Raw genomic sequence first — 18,997 nt, 5'->3', positions numbered from 1 at the left:
TATCCAATTATTGGATAGTCCCTGTGTTTTTATAAATTTTATATTTTTTCTATACCTTTATCACCAAATTTTATTTTACCTTCTTTTAAAAGTCTACCTATAGCTCTTTTAAATGCATTTTTACTCATGTTAAGTTCTGATTTGATTTTATCAGGAGAGCTTTTATCATTAAGATTCAATTTACCATTATTCTTAATCAACTTATCCATAATCATATTAGAATCTGAATCCATCTGTAAATAAGCTTTTTGTCTTAAACTAATATTGAGTTTACCATCTTCTCTTACTTTAGTTACACGTCCTTCAATATTGTCTCCTATTTTTATACTACTGAAAAGCTCGTTTTTAGGAATTAGTCCGTTGTACTTATTATCAACAGCTACAAATGCACCTAGTTCATCATTAACACTAATAACAATACCTTTGACTGTGTCATCCTTCTTATAAGGCGATTCATTGGATAGATATTTGTAGACATCCATAGTTGCACATAATCTTTCACTTTTATCTACATATAATGATACTAAATATTCATTGTTAACTTGAACTTTATCTGTCTGCTGTCTGAAAGGAAGGAGTAGATCACGTTCTAATCCCCAATCCAGAAAAGCACCTATTTTAGTTTCTTGAACAACTTTTAGTGGAACCAATTCACCGAACATAAGTTTTGGTCTTCTTGTTGTTGCTATTGGTCTATCCTTAGAATCTTTGTAAATAAAAACCTCTAGCTGGTGTCCTTCTTTAATTCCTTCTGGAACTTGTTTTTTTGGTAGAAGAACCGCTTCTTTTTCCTCTTTTTCATCTAGATAATGATCTGTAATAAAACCGACCTCTTCTTTTTCCTCATTATCATTACTACCTAAAAATATCCCTATTGGTGATAATCTTTTTACTGTTAACAATTGTACCTTACCTATTTTTATCATAAGTCACCTACTTTACTTATCTTTCTATAATTATTTTTATTATCTATTGTACTTTTCTTGTATTATTAACATTATTGTACCATTTTATAATACGAAAAGAAATATTATCTATACATATCTTTCAATGTTTTCATGACATCTTCATCTTCAAGATACTCATCAAATGTTACTTTCTTATCAAAAGCTCCTACTGGTGTTATTTCAATAACTCTATTAGCAATTGTTTGTATGAATTTATGGTCATGAGATGTAAACAATAAAGTTCCTGTAAATGCTATAAGCCCATTGTTAACCGCCTGAATTGATTCAAGGTCAAGATGGTTAGTAGGTTCATCTAACATTATAACATTAGCACCTGATAACATTAATTTTGAAAACATACATCTTACTTTTTCTCCACCTGATAAGACTTTAGCCATTTTTAATGGTTCATCACCTGAGAATAACATTTTTCCTAAAAAGCCTCTAATAAATGATTCTGCCTTATCTTCTGAAAATTGTCTTAACCAATCGATTAAATTAGTATCAACATCATTAAAGAATTCTGAGTTATCCTTTGGTAAATATGCTCTTGATGTTGTGACTCCCCACTTGTAAGTTCCTTCGTCTGGCTCCATTTCACCCATCAAAATATTAAATAATGTAGTCCTTGCAATTTCATTCTTTCCAAGAACAATGATTTTATCACCTTTTGCTATAGTAAAGGAAACATTATTAAGCACTTTAACCCCATCAATGGTTTTGCTTATTCCATCCACAGTAAGGATATCTTTTCCGGCTTCTCTTTCTGGGCTGAATCCTACAAAAGGATATCTTCTAGATGATGGCTGAATATCGTCTAAAGTTATTTTATCAAGTGATTTTTTTCTTGAAGTTGCTTGTTTTGCTTTTGATGCATTAGAACTAAATCTAGCAATAAAAGACTGTAGCTCTTTTATCTTTTCCTCTTTCTTTTTATTCTGGTCGTTCATAAGTCTTAAGGCAAGTTGACTGGATTCATACCAGAAATCATAATTCCCAACAAATAATTTAGCTTTACCAAAGTCAATGTCAAACATATGAGTACACACTTTATTAAGAAAATGTCTATCATGAGATACAACTATGACTGTTTTTTCATAATTAATAAGGAATTCTTCCAACCAAGCAATTGCTTTAAAATCAATATGGTTAGTCGGTTCATCAAGTAATAGTATATCAGGTTCGCCAAATAAAGCTTGAGCAAGTAATACCTTGATTTTCTCACTACCTTTTAACTCTTTCATTGTCTTATAGTGTAATTCTTTTTCTATTCCAAGTCCCATCAATAATCTTTCTGCATTAGTGTCTGCTTCCCAACCATCTAATTCAGCAAATTCAGCTTCTAGCTCCGAAGCATGTGTACCATCTTCTTCGCTGAAATCTTCTTTCATATATAATGCATCTTTTTCTATTCTTATATCATATAATTTTTTATGCCCCATAACAACTGTATCTAGTACAGTACAGTCATCAAATTCAAAGTGATCTTGCTTAAGAACTGTTAGCCTTTCCCCTGGGGTAATGCTAACTTCACCTTGAGTAGGCTCTATATCGCCAGATAAAATTTTAAGAAAAGTTGATTTTCCTGCTCCATTAGCACCTATTACCCCATAGCAATTACCTGGTGTAAATTTTACATTAACATCTTTAAATAATTTTTTTGTTCCAAATTGGAGTTCTAGTTCTGTAACTGTAATCAATTGTATTTCTCCTTCCAATATTCACATGTAAAAAGCGTGCTAAGCACGCTTTACGGTTTGTTATATTATACACTGTTTTGATGAAAAAAGAAATATATATTTGCTAATTTCCATTAAATTTTTATGATAATATGCAATTTACTATTAATTACTATTTTCAAAACTTATATTACCATTTTTATCAAATTCATATTTTATCCTATGCTCTATTTGTTTTTGTCCATTTTCAGCATAAATAATAATGTCATTGTCCCATGACAATAAAATACTCTCACTATTGATTACTTCTATTTGTTTTCCATTATTACAATCATATATATGTATACCAATATCATTAGTTTTTTCATCGTACTTATTGGACTGGGAATATATAAGGTATCTATCGTTTATCCAGCCGTAATTGTCTACACCCCATAATTCAGTCAATAAATTTTCTTTATTTGCATCATATAATTTCAATCTATTTCCAGTATACATTGAAAAAAGATTTAATACAAATATATCTCCATCAGGTGATTTTTCTCCATATGTATCAGCAAGTTCACCTTTTAACTTATTATACTCTTCCAATCTTTCCAATTCACAGTTATATATGGAATCCTCATCTAATAATAATTCAATACCTTGATTGATTAAATCTTTTTTTTCATCTTTTATATTATTTATATCATCAGGCAGTGATATCTTATCAGTTATTTCTCCAATATAATTTCCGTATATTTTTAATTTCACATAACTATTATCATCTGTACCAGTGTCTTCTGATTCAACAACAATCCCCCTATTATCATAATTGTAAATAGATAGTGCGGATTCTCCACTACTATAATCATAATCTTTCCATAAAACATCAATAAAATCACTTGGCACTTTAGTTTTATCATAAGCCTTAATAGCTTTGTTTATAACTGTCTTATCATAATTCATTCTAGGGTACATTGATATTTCTTCTATATTTTCTTTTCCTACAAAAAAGATATAGTAATGTTCTAATTTATATCCAATCAATCCTATATCCTCATTAACGAAATGTGGTTTATCATATATTGATGTAATATCTTCAAATGATGAATTCATATCTATTTCACCAATTAATGTATCTTGAAACTCATTATTGAATATCAAACTATAAATATGATTATTATATTCATTATTAGTAAATTGCACCTTTAATCCATCATTATAATAAGTCTGATAATATATTACAGGTCCACCTGCTACCAAATCCGTAGGTCTAGATATAATTTTTTCATATTCACCTAATAAAGAATCCAGCTCCTCTTCACTCCAGCTATTCTCAATTAAAATATTTATAAGAGTGTTATCTGTATCAACAGTTTTTCTATCTTCCGTTTTTTGGTTATCGTTAGTTGTTTTATATACTTTATAACCACCTATAACAACTATTATAATTATACCTAATATTATTAATGATCTCTTCATTTTATCTCTCCCTAATTAAATGTAATTATTATGTAAAATACTATAACCCATTAATCAATTAATTTGCAACTAATTGTCTAATATCACACATATCTAATATTATACAGCAAAACAAATTAATACCAACCATTAATTTATTCTATAATACAGCAAAACCTTTGATTACAAAAATATAATCAAAGGTTTTTTTATTTCTTCAAACAAATATTATTGAGATGTATTATTAATAAAATTATATTATATAAACCATATGGGACTAGTCCAACCTAAATGACCATTCTCTAATACTACTCTAACATAATAATAAGTATCTTTTTTTAACTCTTCCCTATCATTGACAGTTATATCTATATAATTATCTATACAAGTTTCACTATTAAAAATCTCACCATTTTTTATAACTTCAACTTTTTTAATATTACTAGGGGCTATAACTTTTATATTTATATCTCTAGAGCTAGTTTCTCCTTCAATTATGCTTCCCATATCATGACCATTTATATCTAATTTCATTACAGTTCTAGGATGTGTGGATGCTAGAGTCTTACGATTACTCAGAGATTCAAAAATGCTTTCTCTAGTTTTTTCAGAAGCATAGACACCTGTAATTCCTCCATAACCTGGGTTTCCATCATGTCCATCACTATTAGCAGCTGTACCCCATTTCTTACCACTGTTCAGAAAATCAACAACAGTGTTACCCTTAACATTGGCTCTTGCTTTTAATATCATTGGGTGTTTATCATTTTCAAATCTTCCCCATTGGCTGGAATACATCTCACATAATACTTCATGTTCATTATTTTCTTTCCAATTCTCTGTATTAAAACCCGTAAATTTCTGTTCTTGTTCATCTTTTCTAGGTCTTCCATTGCAATATCTATGTAAATGCGGTATTGATAAAAATTCTTTTCCTTTATAGAAGCTCCACATATCACCAATATCTAAGACATCTTCTGTTGGATACTCATAACTGCTTAGAGAATCTCTAAACAATACAACAGTATCTCCCCTTTTACTATGAAGTTCAACGCCTGGGAATGTAACAAGACTACCTTTTTCGTAAAATTTATCTGATTCGATTCCAATTTTATCCCAAGTAGCTTTATCTACATTAACGCTTCTATCTTCATTAAACATAAAGGTCTGTTCAGAAATACATATATAATCAAGTCTAGAAACTTCTTTAGCATATAAATACCCTTCGCTAGGATATGCTCCACAATCATTATCTCTTATGTTAGCAGTAAGATTGGAATGAGTATGTATATCTCCCCAGTATAGATTGTCAGCTGAATCATCACATATTAGAACTGCTTTTTCAACTGTCAAATTTGTATCTTCTACTTCTACTGTTATTTCATAAAATCCTTGTTTACTTACTTTACCAGAAAAAGTATCATTGAATTTAGATACTACAGTATTTTCTTTTGTATCTAAATTACATATTATCAGCTTGAAATTATCAGTATCATATTCAAATATTGGATTGTTGAATCTATCTACTACATTGATATCAATATTGAATTCTTTCTCAGCTTTTATAATCGATGGTGCTGTCAAAACTATTCTTTTTGCTTTATCGGGTACAACTTTCACTAGTGGAAATGCCTTTATCTCTTGATAATCACCATTTCCCTTTGAATCAATATACACTTTATAAATTAAGTATGTACCATTAACTCTAAAAGAAAATTGTGAAACTCTTGAAGGTGTACATTCTCCTTCTAACCAAGGTCTATCAACACCTCCAAATTTGATTTTAATCGTTTGTCCTTCTTTCAAACCATTATCCAGTGTTACAACAGCAATACGATTACTATCTACCCATCCTGTTATATGACTAAAAGCACTTGGAACTTTTTCAATTCTTACATCCACCTTAATATCATCTTCTTCACCTACAGTATAGATGTAATTGGGTTTCCAATAATCATAAGTTTGAAGATATTCTTCACTTCTTTGGTGTTGATATGCCGGAACTAGAATCTTAATACTTCCACCTTTTTCTATATTTTGTTTTGCACTAAATTGTAATTGCCACTCTAATTCACCATTAACAACTAACTCATCACAGATACTAACTATCAATGTCCCTATTTCGTTATTAATCACATGCTCTTTCATCGCTCATTAACTCCTTTATAATAGTATTATCATTCATTACTTTCATAATGAAAGTAAGTTAACAAAAAAATAGTCTTTTTATCCTAACTAAATTTTAGCATAAACTATAATTATTTTCAATATGAATAAATATATAACTTATATTATTTTGCACACTTATACATTAAACACTTTATCCATTATAAGGGCAGTAGCACTATGCTCTATCATTAATTTTTCTTTTGACCTGATTACCCAATCAATTTCATTTAATTTTGTATCAAAAGATAACTCCTTTACGTTGTTCTTTAAAATATTTAGAGCATCATCATAATAATCAAAAATCTCTCCTGATATAACAATAACATCTGGATTAATAACCACCAATAGATTCGAAACAGCTATAGCTATTTTTTTAAGGGCATTATTAATTATCTCCACACATACTTCATCATTAGCATTTGCCATTTTACATATATCGGTAAGCTGAACATCCGTAACACTTTTTTTATACTTATAAGTGTTTTCTATTGCTGCTTTTGAGCAATAAGCTTCTAAATGACCTTTTTTACCACAATAACATTCTTCACCATCTGGTTGAATTATCATATGTCCAATCTTACCTGCAAGATTATTTTTTCCTCTCACTAATTGATTATTACATATAATACTACCCCCAACACCTTCACCTAAATATATGTATATCAAACTTTTTTTACTGCTACTTAACTTGTTATTAATCAGATATTCTCCAATTAAATCCGTATTGGTATTATTTTCTACAATTATTACGCAATCATATCTTTCCTCTAAAAAAATCTTGATAGGTACATCAACAATACCTTTTTTAAGCTTTAATATTGTACCTGATTCATAATCTAATATACCTCTGGATGCAACACCAATACCCAACAGCTTGTCTTTGCTTATTTGCGCATTGTTAATAGCAGTCATAATTAACTTGTCTAACTCTTCTAATAAAATATCTGCTTCATCTATAGATGTTATACTTAGAGTATCTTTGTATATAATCTCTGACATTAGATTAGTTATACATATATATATATTGCTCTTGGAAATATTGATACCTATAATATAGCTAGCATTCTTATTAACAATAAGGCTTATGGGTTTTCTCCCTACATAAGTATCTTCTTTACCAACTTCCTTAACCAAGTCTTCCTTAATCAGACTTTCAACGATTCTTGAAACAGAAGGTGCTGATAGTTTTAATGTCTTCTCTATGTCTGTCCTTGATATTGGTCCATCTTTTAATATCATCTTAAAAATTTTAATTTTATTTATTGATTTCATTTGAGATTTACCCTTTTTTTCAATCTTGAACAATAAAATCTCCTCCATAACAGTTTATTCAATTGATATTATATTAAACAAAATATGAGATTTTTTCAAGAGTATTGGATATAAAAATAAAATAATGCTATTATTGGTTAATATTTTTTGTTAATAAATTAACAAAATCATTGACTTTTTTTTAATTTTTGTTAATATATATATGAACCTAATACAATGAAATTTATGTATTAGCACAGAGAACAATTACATCAATACACTTGGCAATTACATATAAAATATAATATACTCAACACTTATGTATTGAAACATGTTGTATGACAACTCAAAATTTTATTCAATATATTTATGAAATTTTATAGGTAATAGATAATTATTTTATTAAAGGAGTGGTTAAAATGTTAACAATTAATATCTGTATAGGTAGTGCATGCCATTTAAAGGGATCATATTCAGTCATTTCAAAACTCCAAGAACTAGTCAAAGAGCAATCTTTAGAAAACAAAGTTGAAATAAAAGGTGCCTTTTGTCTTGGAAGATGCACCGAAGCAGTATCCGTCAAAGTAGATGATACTATATATTCAGTTAATCCCTCTACTACTGAGGATTTTTTCAACAATGAAATCTTAACTAAGTTACCACAACAATAGGGAGGTTATTATTATGAGAATAATGGATTTTTTACCTGCTAATTGTAAGAATTGTTATAAGTGCGTAAGAAATTGCCATGTAAAAGCAATAAGAATAGTTGATGACCAAGCACAAATCATGGAAGATCATTGTATCGGTTGCGGCCAATGTTTCGTGGTCTGTCCACAGAATGCTAGAAATATAAAAAGTGATTTAAGTGCTATAAAAAATTCTATACAAAGTAATAAAAAGATGGTTGTTACATTAGCACCCTCTTATAGTGGTATATATAAAAAGCCTAAAAAACTTATAGCTGCTCTAAGAGCACTGGGTTTTGAAATTATAGAAGAAACTGCAATAGGCGCAGAAATTGTAAGTGATCTCTACAAAGAATATATGGGCAATCATAATGACAAGAAAAACCTTATTACTTCATGTTGTCCTTCAGTTAATTTATTGATTCAACGTTATTATCCAAAACTATTACCTTACCTTCTCCCCGTAGTATCCCCTATGATCGCTCATAGCATACTTTTAAAAGAAAGATATGGTCAAAATTCATTTATTACCTTTGTAGGACCTTGTATTTCTAAAAGATGTGAAGCTTTTGGCTATCAAGAAACAGGTGATATTGATGCTATTTTATCCTTTGAAGAACTTGATACATGGTTAAATGAAGAAGGAATACACCTTAATGATCTAGAAGATTCTTACCTTGATTCATCAGCTTCATCTTATGGACAAAGATATCCTCTAGAAGGCGGTATCTTAACAGGTATCCAAGATGATATTACTAAAAATGGATTCCGTTCAGTAAGTGTCACTGGAATCGAAGAATGTAAAAATCTATTTGAAACAATATCAGAAGAAGATGTTGGCAATCTATTTATTGAAGCTAATATATGTGCCAATGGTTGTATTAATGGGCCAGCAGTTAGTAAAAATAGTGAAAATGTTCATCTAAGACAACTTCATGTTGATGATTACTTAGAAGAAAAAGATATAAATGGCTATGAACTAGCCAATAAAAAAGTTTATAATCGTTCATTTACCAATAATCATGTTACCAAAAAACTTGCTTCTGAAGAAGAAATAAAAGAAATACTAAAATCAATGGGTAAGGTTGTTAAAGAAGATGAGCTTAATTGTGGTGCTTGTGGTTACAATACATGTCGTGAAAAAGCTCAAGCTGTACATGAAGGTATGTCACAACCTGAGATGTGTATCCCTTATATGAGAAGTAAAGCTGAGAAACTATCAAACATCATCTTTGAAAGCACACCTAACATAATCTTATTATTAGATGAAAACCTTAATATAGTTGATGTAAATCCAGCTTGTGAAAGTGCTTTCTTGATACATCCTAACTTATCAAAAGGCAAATCATTATCAACATACATTGACGATAGTGATTTTAGGCAAGTATTAGAAACAAAACAAAATGTTGTTAATAAAAGAGTTATTTATAAACACTACAACTTGATTGTTAATGAGACCATATTGTTTTTGCCAAAGCAAAATCTCATCATGGCTATTCTATATGATGTTACTAATATAGAAAAGAAAAACCAAGAACTCATTAATCTCAAGAAAAACACTTTGGAAATTGCTGATAATGTTATTGAAAAACAAATGCGTGTAGCTCAAGAAATAGCTAGTCTCCTAGGTGAAACCACCGCTGAAACAAAAATCACATTAATGAAATTACAACAAATTGTTTTAGGCGAGGAAGGTGTTACAAAGTGAAACATTTTATTGATATTTATCATAATAGCATTAATAAATACGGCGAACAACTCTGTGGTGACAAAGTAGAAATAATACGTACAGATGATAGTGTAATTGCAGTTCTATCTGATGGTTTGGGAAGTGGTGTAAAAGCTAATATACTTGCTACTCTAACAGCAAAAATAGCAGCAACTATGCTAAAAGAAGGCGCAAGTATCAAAGACACAGTAGATACAATTGTCAACACTCTTCCAGAATGCCAAGTAAGAAAGCTTGCCTATTCCACTTTTACTATGATAAAAATTGATAAATCAGGAGAAGTATATATTGCAGAATACGATAATCCACCTATCTTCATATATCGTAACGACAGAGATCTCGCCTTAAACAAACGCAAAATAGATATTAACGGTAAGACCATTTTAGAAAGCAATTTCAAATTGAAGGTTGGCGATAATATCTCTGTAATCAGTGATGGTGCTGTTCATGCAGGTGTTGGAGCGCTTCTTAATCTTGGTTGGCAATGGGATAATATCAATGACTATCTAAGAGATCTTGCAAAAGTTGAAAAAACCTCACGTAACATAAGCGGGAATTTCATTGGGGTTTGTAACAATCTCTATGAAGACCATCCTGGTGATGATACCACTATAATGAATATTAGAGTTCGTGATATAGAAAATATCGATCTGTTTACAGGTCCCCCCGAAGATAGAGATATGGATAAATGGATAATCAATAAATTATCAAAAGGCAATAGCAAAAAAGTAATCTGCGGAGGAACTACTGCAAATATAGCCGCTAGAGAATTAAACCGAGAAATCTATGTAGACATAGAAACTATGGCCAAAGATGTACCTCCAATGGCATATATGGATGGTATTGATTTGGTAACTGAAGGCGTTCTTACATTAAAACAAACTCTTGAAATCCTTAAAAATTATTCAAGAGAAGATTTTGCAACTAAAGCTAATTATCTTAATGAAAATAATGGTGCTAGTAAACTTGCTAATTACTTGATAAATGAATGTACACACATACATTTCTGGGTAGGAAAAGCTGTCAATCCAGCTCACCAAAATCCTAATTTCCCTACTAGTCTAAACATTAAATTAAAAATTGTAGGTGAACTAGCCAATGCATTAGAGGATATAGGCAAACAAGTAACTATAACCTATATCTAAGATATACTATACATTATTCATATTAAGTCTATATACAATTGTTTTCATGATTCAGGAGGAATACAATGAGAAAATTTGAAACTAATGTACAACTACTAAAATACAAAGTACTGAAAGAAGTGGCTTCATCTACACTAAATAATTCATTAGAAAAAGATATACTAGATATCCAAAGTAAAATTATACCTGGTCCAAAACCAGAAACCAGGTGCTGTATATACAAAGAAAGAGCTATAATAACTGAAAGAGTCAAGTTAGCAATGGGTGGTGATCCTGACAATGATAATATAATACAAGTTATTGATATTGCATGTGATAGCTGTCCTATTCAGAAATATTCTGTTACCGAAGCTTGTAGAGGCTGCATAGCTCACAAATGTAAAGAAGCCTGTCCATTTGATGCTATAGATTTCTCTGGACAAAAGGCTCATATTGACACAGATAAATGTAAGGAATGTGGTAGATGTGCTAATGCATGTCCTTACAATGCAATTATTGAGATCCAGAGACCTTGTGTTAAGGCTTGTAATGCAGACGCAATCAACATTGACCCTAATACTAAAAAAGCTTCAATTAATTATGATAATTGTATCAGCTGTGGAGCTTGTGTATATCAATGTCCTTTTGGTGCTATTATGGACAAATCATCTATCGTAGATGTAATTAGGCTCATTCAGGAATCCAATAATAATGATAAATATAAAATTTATGCTATGATTGCACCCGCTATTTCCAGCCAATTCACTTATGCGAAAATAGCACAAGTAATTACAGGAATCAAACAATTAGGTTTCCATAATGTTGTTGAAGTCGCCTTAGGTGCAGATATAATTGCATATTATGAAAGTACCCAAGTAGCTAAGGAACTTGAGGAAAAAGAATGGATGACTACATCTTGTTGTCCTGCTTTTGTTACATATATCAAGAAAAACTATCCTGAACTTGTTGATCATATATCAACCGCTGTATCTCCTATGATTGCTACTGCACAACTTATTAAAAATACTGATCCTACAGCAAAAATTGTTTTCATAGGTCCTTGTACAGCTAAAAAATCAGAAATCAATGAACCTGACCTTAAAGGTGAGGTTGATTATGTTCTTACATTTGAAGAATTACAAGCATTGTTTGATGCTCGTGATATAAAAGTAGAAGAATGTGATGAAGGCATTCTTGATAATGCTTCATATTTCGGTAGAATATTTGCTAGATCTGGTGGTGTTACGGATGCAATTAAGCATGTTGTAGAAACCAATAATCTGGATATTGATATCAAACCTGTTGTTTGTGACGGGCTTACTGAATGTTCTAAAAATCTAAAATTAGCAAAATTCAATCGTTTACAAGGTAATTTTATTGAAGGAATGGCTTGCGAAGGTGGTTGTATATGTGGTCCAGCTTCACTCTCTCATGGAGCTAAAGACAAAAAAGAAGTAGATAAATATGGTAAACTGGCTATTGAAACAACCGTAAATGATGCTATCAGAATATTTAATATGGATTCTCTTAATCTTAATAGAGAAAAACATTAATAAACTTATTAACCTCTAACCTTACATATATTTTGTTATGTCTATATGGTGATTATAATATACCCTTTCCCTAATCATTGTATAGACATTTTACTATTATTTATAATTATGGATTTCTGCAATCAATCTTTTATTTTACAATCTGCGCAAGTACCTTGCATCACTATAGTCAAGTCATCTACATTAACACCATATGTACTTTCAGTATAGTTTCTAAGTTTCACTATATCAAGGCCCAGCTTAGGGTCATCACAATCAAACACCTTTTTACATTCTTTACACTTAAAATGAACATGGGAACATTTTTCACTAAAAACTTTTAATTCATAGTAATTTATTTTATCAATCATTATCTCATTTATTATTCCTGCTTTAGTTAATAACTCCACTGTTCTATATACTGTTGCAAATCCTATTCCAGTACTTTTTAATATGTCGTATATATCCTCCACTCTAATATGCTCTTGGTGATTCAAAAAAACTTCTAGAACAGCCCTTCGCCTTGAAGTCAATTTTATGTCTTTTTCATTCAATAATTTTTCTATCATAAATAATTTACTTTTCATATCATCACCTCTACACTTAGTTCTCTTTCATTTATTTTTTAATCAAATATGGATAGCAAAGTTTAATTTTATAAATTAAAATGTAGAGTGAGGAGAATATTTTCCTTCTTTGCTACCCATATACTATAAAATACCTAATTCTCAGTTATTATTCTTCGCAACCTTCATCATGATGTGAATGGTCATGACAAACACTTCCTGTAGATTCTAATTTACCTTCTAAATAACCTTTGATAACTTCATCTAACTCTCCTGAAGCACCAACAATTACTGATATATTGTTTTCATTAAAAAGTTGTTGAGCTGTTGCACCCATTCCTCCAGCAATAATTACATTAACATTTTTTTCTCCTAGAAACTTAGGTAAAAATCCTGGTTTATGACCTGGATTAGCTACTAATGTACTATCTTCAACCTGATTATTTTCCACCTCATAGATTTGAAATCCTTCACAATATCCAAAATGTCCTGAAACTACATTTCCTTCCTTTGCTATAGCTACTTTCATTTAAAATTCCTCCTTGTTTTTTTATTTAAATTTATTTTATATAATTATTTAGTGTTTCCCAGATTTTTTTAATCTCTTTTGCAGCCATACTATTTTCATATAGTACAATAGGCTTTAATTCATTTATTGATTTTTCAACAGTCCTGTCAAAAGGTATCTTACCAATAAGATCAATATTTTTAGCCTCACAATAAGTTGATATATCATTTGTAACCTCTTCATTAATATCATACTTATTAATACATACTAATGGCTTTATTTCAAAATACTCAACTACTGATAGTACTCTTTTAAAATCATTAAGTCCTGATTGACTTGGTTCAACAATGATAAGAGCAATATCACAGCCAGTTACTGAAGCCATGACAGCACAACCTACACCAGGTGTACCATCTAATATATACATATCATCTTTTTCACCATAACTCAGTGCATTTTTTCTAACATCAGTTACTAGTTTTCCAGAACCTTCAGCACCTACTATCATTTGAGCTCTTGATAATATACCTTTAGATGTTTTAGTAATTATTGTATCCCCTGTCACTTCATCTTCCATTGTAATAGCATCATAATCACAAACCACTGTACATGCTGCACAACCTTCGCACTTCAATTCTTCTACAACACCTTTTTTTATGGCATCATATCTACACATGCTTTCACAAGCTCCGCATGAAGTACACTTATCTGCATCAACATGTGCTACCTTAGCGCCTTCATATGGTTCGCTCTTAATATCTTCACCGCCTAAAACAATATGAAGATTAGAAGCATCTACATCACAATCACATTTTATACTATTTTCACTAAGGTAGGCAAATGATGCTGCAATAGTAGTTTTTCCTGTTCCGCCTTTTCCACTTATTATTACAAGCTGCATCCTATAGCCTCCTCTATGTTGCCAATTATGTCAGTAAACATCTTCTTATAATTATCGTTATTAATCAGAAGTTCGCCTTTAGAGTACATAACTGCAATATTCCTGTCAAAAGGAATAGTTCCAATAATATTAATATTTTCTTCTTTGCAATATTTTGATGTAGTATTATCTTCTTGTGACATCCTATTGATAATAACTCCAAAAGGTATATTCATCTTACGTACTAATTCTACTGCAATTTTCAGATCATGTAAACCAAATTCTGTAGGTTCAGTAACTAATATTGCATAGTCAACATCTAGTAATGGTTTAACTACATTACAAGAACTACCTGGTGAACAATCTATAATTGTAGTCTTATCATCTATCATACCCTTGAGTTTACTGATAATAGGTCCTGCCATAGGTTCAGTAACATTAAGTATTCCGCTAAGACATTCCATATCATCACTATCGCCTACTTCAATCTTACCTATAGGTCTATCTTTTTCTGTAATAGCCATAGTTGGACATACAGCTCTACAAGCACCACACCCATGACATAGTTTTTCAAAAAGAATGACCTTGTCAGTATGAACCAACGCATTGAACTGACAGATATCTATACATTTCTTACAATGTATACATTTATCTTCATCTACATAAGGAACTGGTATACATACTTCCTTACTTTTTATATTTTGTGGTTTCAGAAAGATGAATCCATTAGGTTCTTCAACATCACAATCAATATATCTAACATTAATTAATTTAGCAAGATTAGTGGATACCGTTGTTTTACCAGTACCTCCCTTACCACTTAAAACCGCGATTTGCATAACGTATTCCTCTTTTTCATAATATTTATCTAATGTACTAGTTATTATTTTCCTATTCCCATATGTGATGCTCCAGGTTTATCAATGCTGATTAATTTACCTTCAGTATAGTAATCTGCTTGCTCTTTTATCTTATCTCCTAACATCCTATATATCTTAATATTAGCTGCCTCAAGAACTCTAATAGCATTTGGTCCCAAATTACCTGTAATAACAACCTCTGTACCTTTATCGACTACAACTTGAGCTGCTTTAATTCCCGCTCCCTGAGCTGCTTTAGCACCTTCATTCTCTACAAATTCATATTCTTTTGTCTCATCATCATAGATAGCGTAGAATGGACATCTACCAAATCTTCCATCTGTTAAACCGTTAATATTGTCTACTGTACTTGAAATACATATTTTCATTTTTATTACTCCTTCCATTTTATATTAATAATAATGGTTATATACCTTCTAGTAATTAATTCATTATTATATTTTATTTATCCTCCTCTATTATATACCCATTATTGGCAAATGCCAATAACTTTTTTTAAAATTATTAAATTTCATCAAAAGACATATGTCCTATCAGTGTTGTTTATAAATATGTATAATGATATAATAATATTGAATAAACTAACAAGTTTATCCATAAGATTAAATTATATAAGTAACAATTAGATATAACTTATATAAAAATTTATATTGTAAAGGAGAAAATTTAATGAGTATACCAACACCACATATTGAATGCAAAGATAAAAATCTTATTTCTAAGACAGTACTAATGCCAGGTGACCCTTTACGTGCTAAATTTATTGCAGATACTTATCTTACAGATGTTGTAAAATTTAATAACGTTCGTAATATGTTCGGCTACACTGGAAATTACAAAGGTAAACGTATTTCTGTTATGGGTTCAGGAATGGGTATGCCAAGTATAGGTATTTATTCTTATGAATTATTTAATTTCTATGATGTAGAAAACATTATCCGTATAGGTTCATGTGGCTCTTACACTAAAGACTTAAAACTATATGATGTTATTTTAGTTGATGAAGCATGGTCAAAATCAACTTATGCAAAAGTTCAAAATGGTTATGATAAAGATGTAATTGAAGCATCAAAAGAATTGAATGAACAAATTGCAGATCACGCTAAAGCACTTGATATCCCTATCGTTAGAGGACGTATTCATTCATCAGATGTATTTTATTCTAGTGACTTGGAAGTATACAAGAGCTACAGAGATGATCATGGTTGTTTAGCAGCTGAAATGGAATCATTTGCTTTATTTGCTAATGCAAAAGTATCTGGTAAAAAAGCAGCTTGTATATTGACTGTTTCCGATTCAATTGCTACTAAAGAAGAGACAAGTAGTGAAGAGCGTCAAAATGCTTTTACTAAGATGATGGAGATTGCTTTGCAGTTTGCTGAATAAATTGGGTGATTTTATTAATTAGCTGACGATCGTGTAGGGAGTATAAGGGAATATTTCGTCAGCCAATTAAACATCCGTGTTTAAAAGGCTGAGTTCGCCGTCCATGGCTCACTGCTTCATATTCCCTTATACTCCCTACACTCGGTATTTGAATCATACCTTTTATTTTTTAAAAAATGTAAAGAGCTAAAGAATAAAAAAGTAGAACTTTTTATATTCTACCCCCGAAAATTCCTTCTTTGACTTATGTTTTAGGAGGAATTTTTTTATGTATTAAAATAATATATATTATATTTTTAGCACTTATAATCATAAATCTTGGTGATCATCCAGAATCTCCATAAAAAATTACAAATTAAATTAATATATTTATATAGTTAAGATTTTGCTTCAAGTACAATATATGTATGATAAAATTTTTATTGGAGAGGTGAAATTATGGATAGCAATTATATATTATCACTATTAAATGATGGAAAAGTACTAGATAAGAATGAAATAGTACAATTATTGAATGTGGTTAATGGTTCAAGAGATTTTTACTCGATTTTATGTAAGGCGGATGAATTGACTAGAAGTGAATTTAATAACAAGGGTATAATATTTGCGCAGATTGGTTTGAATGCTGAACCTTGCTCGGTTAACTGTAAGTTCTGTTCTATGGGTGAGAAGCATTATTCTTTGGATACTAGTTGGAGGAAGTCTGTTGAGGAAATTTTAGTTGAGATTAGGGATTTAGTTGAGAAAGGTATTGATGATTTATTTTTGATGACTACTGCTGATTATCCTATAGATGATTATCTTAAGATAGGTATAGAAGCGAGAAAAATCTTGCCTGGGGATGTAAGGTTAGTAGCTAATATAGGTGATTTTGATGTGGACGTAGCAAGGCAATTAAAGGATGTTGGTTTCACGGGAATTTATCACATTAACAGATTGAGGGAAGGTATAGATACTGAGGTCAATACTGAGACTAGATTGAAAACCCTAGCTGCTATAGCTTCAGAAAACTTAGAATTATACTATTGTGTAGAACCTATAGGTCCAGAACATAGTTATGAAGAGATTGCTGATGAGATAATAAGGGCTAGAGATAATAATGTTAGTGTTATGGCTGTTATGAGAAGGATACCGGTGAAAGGTACTCCGTTATTTGATAAGGGGCAAATATCTGCTAGAGAATTAGCTAAGATTGCGGCTGTATCTAGAATTGCTTCAAGACCAAAACGAGCTATGAATGCTCATGAAGTGACTCCTATGACTTTAATCTGCGGTGTTAATCAATTGTATGCTGAATATGGAGCAAATCCTAGGGATCATTTATCAGTAACAGAAAAAAGCAGAGGGTATTGTGTTGAAGATATTAAACATCTGTTATTAGATGCAGAATATGAATTATAAATGATATCTTTCCCAATATTAACACAGTTCATATAATAAAAACAATATAAACTTGTTAGAGAATAAGGTTTTGCCTATATATAAAATAGCCATTACCATCTATGATTGTTAGATGGCAATGGCTTATATTCATTCTCATCGTGTTCTTATTTTTGCTTGCGAAATTTTTAAAATTTCCTTATGGCATACTGTTAAGGGTTATGCATACATTGAGTATGATACTTCCAAAGGAAGGAAGAGAGCTTGGGTTTATGCTATGAACCTTACAGCTACAAAACCACCCAGAGAAATAGGGATTATGCCAGTAGGTACAAAATTCAGATACCCAACGGATTTCCCAAATTATCGTAGTGGTAAATTTCATGGGGGAACAGATATTGCTAGCGCAGAAGGTGCAACACTAGGAGATCCAATAAAAGCATCATTTGCTGGAGATGTAGTAAATGTTGAGACAAGTGTAAAAGGAGTCGATCATTCTAAGGGTTTCGGTAACTATGTAAAAATTGAATCAGAAATTAATGAAAAAAAATATCGAACTTATTATTGTCATTTGCTTTATGGTTCTGTAAGTGTATCTAACGGAGACAAAGTATATAAGGGACAAGTAATAGGCAAAATGGGGAATACAGGACATAGTTATGGCCCTCATTTGCATCTGGAATATAGAGTAGAGCCTTATAGCCCACGTGCCTCACACGTTGTGGATCCAAGGGAATTTTATTAATAGTTAGCGATGGAATAATAAATTAATGGTATAATCGATTAAGCATAGGTATAAGAAAAGAGGCTCCGTTGTATTAAAAGGACTCTTT

General features: G+C 30.7%; 17 protein-coding genes. 7 read left to right on the top strand and 10 right to left on the bottom strand.

Annotation, left to right across the window (positions count from 1 at the left end; translation table 11 throughout):
* Positions 1 to 38: 38 nt before the first annotated feature.
* From ACX6CF_RS17630 to ACX6CF_RS17610, 5 genes are all read right to left on the bottom strand, one after another.
* A complete protein-coding gene (locus tag ACX6CF_RS17630) occupies positions 39 to 926 on the bottom strand; it encodes a CvfB family protein (RefSeq protein ID WP_458786677.1) in 888 nt (295 codons plus the stop codon).
* 104 nt (positions 927 to 1,030) lie between these two features.
* Positions 1,031 to 2,647 (bottom strand): ABC-F family ATP-binding cassette domain-containing protein, encoded by a 1,617-nt coding sequence (locus tag ACX6CF_RS17625; protein ID WP_458786676.1) that lies wholly within the window; start codon positions 2,645 to 2,647, stop codon positions 1,031 to 1,033.
* 144 nt (positions 2,648 to 2,791) lie between these two features.
* The gene (locus ACX6CF_RS17620) at positions 2,792 to 4,090 is read right to left on the bottom strand and encodes a hypothetical protein (protein WP_458786675.1); all 1,299 of its coding nucleotides are present in this window, start codon (positions 4,088 to 4,090) and stop codon (positions 2,792 to 2,794) included.
* 237 nt (positions 4,091 to 4,327) lie between these two features.
* A complete protein-coding gene (locus tag ACX6CF_RS17615; RefSeq protein WP_458786674.1) occupies positions 4,328 to 6,217 on the bottom strand; it encodes a DUF3604 domain-containing protein in 1,890 nt (629 codons plus the stop codon).
* Between the two features lie 156 nt (positions 6,218 to 6,373).
* Positions 6,374 to 7,543 (bottom strand): ROK family transcriptional regulator, encoded by a 1,170-nt coding sequence (locus ACX6CF_RS17610; protein WP_458786673.1) that lies wholly within the window; start codon positions 7,541 to 7,543, stop codon positions 6,374 to 6,376.
* 365 nt (positions 7,544 to 7,908) lie between these two features.
* On the opposite strand from ACX6CF_RS17610, the gene ACX6CF_RS17605 reads away from it, so the two are divergent.
* The 4 genes from ACX6CF_RS17605 (at position 7,909) to ACX6CF_RS17590 (ending at position 12,584) form a co-directional block, all read left to right on the top strand.
* Positions 7,909 to 8,160 (top strand): (2Fe-2S) ferredoxin domain-containing protein, encoded by a 252-nt coding sequence (locus ACX6CF_RS17605; protein WP_458786672.1) that lies wholly within the window; start codon positions 7,909 to 7,911, stop codon positions 8,158 to 8,160.
* Positions 8,161 to 8,173: 13 nt separating this feature from the next.
* Complete coding sequence (locus tag ACX6CF_RS17600; protein WP_458786671.1) at positions 8,174 to 9,886, top strand: [Fe-Fe] hydrogenase large subunit C-terminal domain-containing protein; 1,713 nt, start codon at positions 8,174 to 8,176, stop codon at positions 9,884 to 9,886.
* Positions 9,883 to 11,052: a SpoIIE family protein phosphatase gene (locus ACX6CF_RS17595; RefSeq protein WP_458786670.1), complete on the top strand. Its 1,170-nt coding sequence runs from the start codon at positions 9,883 to 9,885 to the stop codon at positions 11,050 to 11,052. The genes ACX6CF_RS17600 and ACX6CF_RS17595 overlap by 4 nt, the downstream gene beginning before the upstream one ends.
* Positions 11,053 to 11,117: 65 nt before the next feature.
* Entirely contained in the window at positions 11,118 to 12,584 is a 1,467-nt protein-coding gene (locus tag ACX6CF_RS17590) for a 4Fe-4S dicluster domain-containing protein (protein ID WP_458786669.1), read from the top strand.
* Between the two features lie 122 nt (positions 12,585 to 12,706).
* Here ACX6CF_RS17590 and ACX6CF_RS17585 read toward each other — a convergent pair whose 3' ends face one another.
* From ACX6CF_RS17585 to ACX6CF_RS17565, 5 genes are all read right to left on the bottom strand, one after another.
* Complete coding sequence (locus ACX6CF_RS17585; protein WP_458786668.1) at positions 12,707 to 13,150, bottom strand: Fur family transcriptional regulator; 444 nt, start codon at positions 13,148 to 13,150, stop codon at positions 12,707 to 12,709.
* A gap of 148 nt (positions 13,151 to 13,298) precedes the next feature.
* A complete protein-coding gene (locus ACX6CF_RS17580) occupies positions 13,299 to 13,658 on the bottom strand; it encodes a NifB/NifX family molybdenum-iron cluster-binding protein (RefSeq protein ID WP_458786667.1) in 360 nt (119 codons plus the stop codon).
* Between the two features lie 31 nt (positions 13,659 to 13,689).
* Positions 13,690 to 14,538 (bottom strand): ATP-binding protein, encoded by an 849-nt coding sequence (locus ACX6CF_RS17575; RefSeq protein ID WP_458786666.1) that lies wholly within the window; start codon positions 14,536 to 14,538, stop codon positions 13,690 to 13,692.
* Entirely contained in the window at positions 14,526 to 15,356 is an 831-nt protein-coding gene (locus tag ACX6CF_RS17570; RefSeq protein WP_458786665.1) for a nucleotide-binding protein, read from the bottom strand. Before ACX6CF_RS17570 ends, ACX6CF_RS17575 begins: the two co-directional genes overlap by 13 nt.
* A 44-nt stretch (positions 15,357 to 15,400) precedes the next feature.
* A complete protein-coding gene (locus ACX6CF_RS17565; protein WP_458786664.1) occupies positions 15,401 to 15,766 on the bottom strand; it encodes a NifB/NifX family molybdenum-iron cluster-binding protein in 366 nt (121 codons plus the stop codon).
* 301 nt (positions 15,767 to 16,067) lie between these two features.
* Here ACX6CF_RS17565 and deoD point away from each other — a divergent pair, with 301 nt between their 5' ends.
* From deoD to ACX6CF_RS17550, 3 genes are all read left to right on the top strand, one after another.
* On the top strand, positions 16,068 to 16,784 hold the full coding sequence (gene deoD / locus ACX6CF_RS17560; RefSeq protein ID WP_458786663.1) for a purine-nucleoside phosphorylase: 717 nt from the start codon (positions 16,068 to 16,070) through the stop codon (positions 16,782 to 16,784).
* Between the two features lie 438 nt (positions 16,785 to 17,222).
* The gene (locus tag ACX6CF_RS17555; protein ID WP_458786662.1) at positions 17,223 to 18,185 is read left to right on the top strand and encodes a radical SAM protein; all 963 of its coding nucleotides are present in this window, start codon (positions 17,223 to 17,225) and stop codon (positions 18,183 to 18,185) included.
* A gap of 112 nt (positions 18,186 to 18,297) precedes the next feature.
* The gene (locus ACX6CF_RS17550) at positions 18,298 to 18,909 is read left to right on the top strand and encodes a M23 family metallopeptidase (RefSeq protein ID WP_458786661.1); all 612 of its coding nucleotides are present in this window, start codon (positions 18,298 to 18,300) and stop codon (positions 18,907 to 18,909) included.
* Positions 18,910 to 18,997 lie beyond the last annotated feature (88 nt).

The organism is Vallitalea sediminicola, from assembly GCF_054408565.1.
Note: the sequence above shows the minus strand (reverse complement) of the source record. Positions and strands in the feature narration are given on the sequence as shown.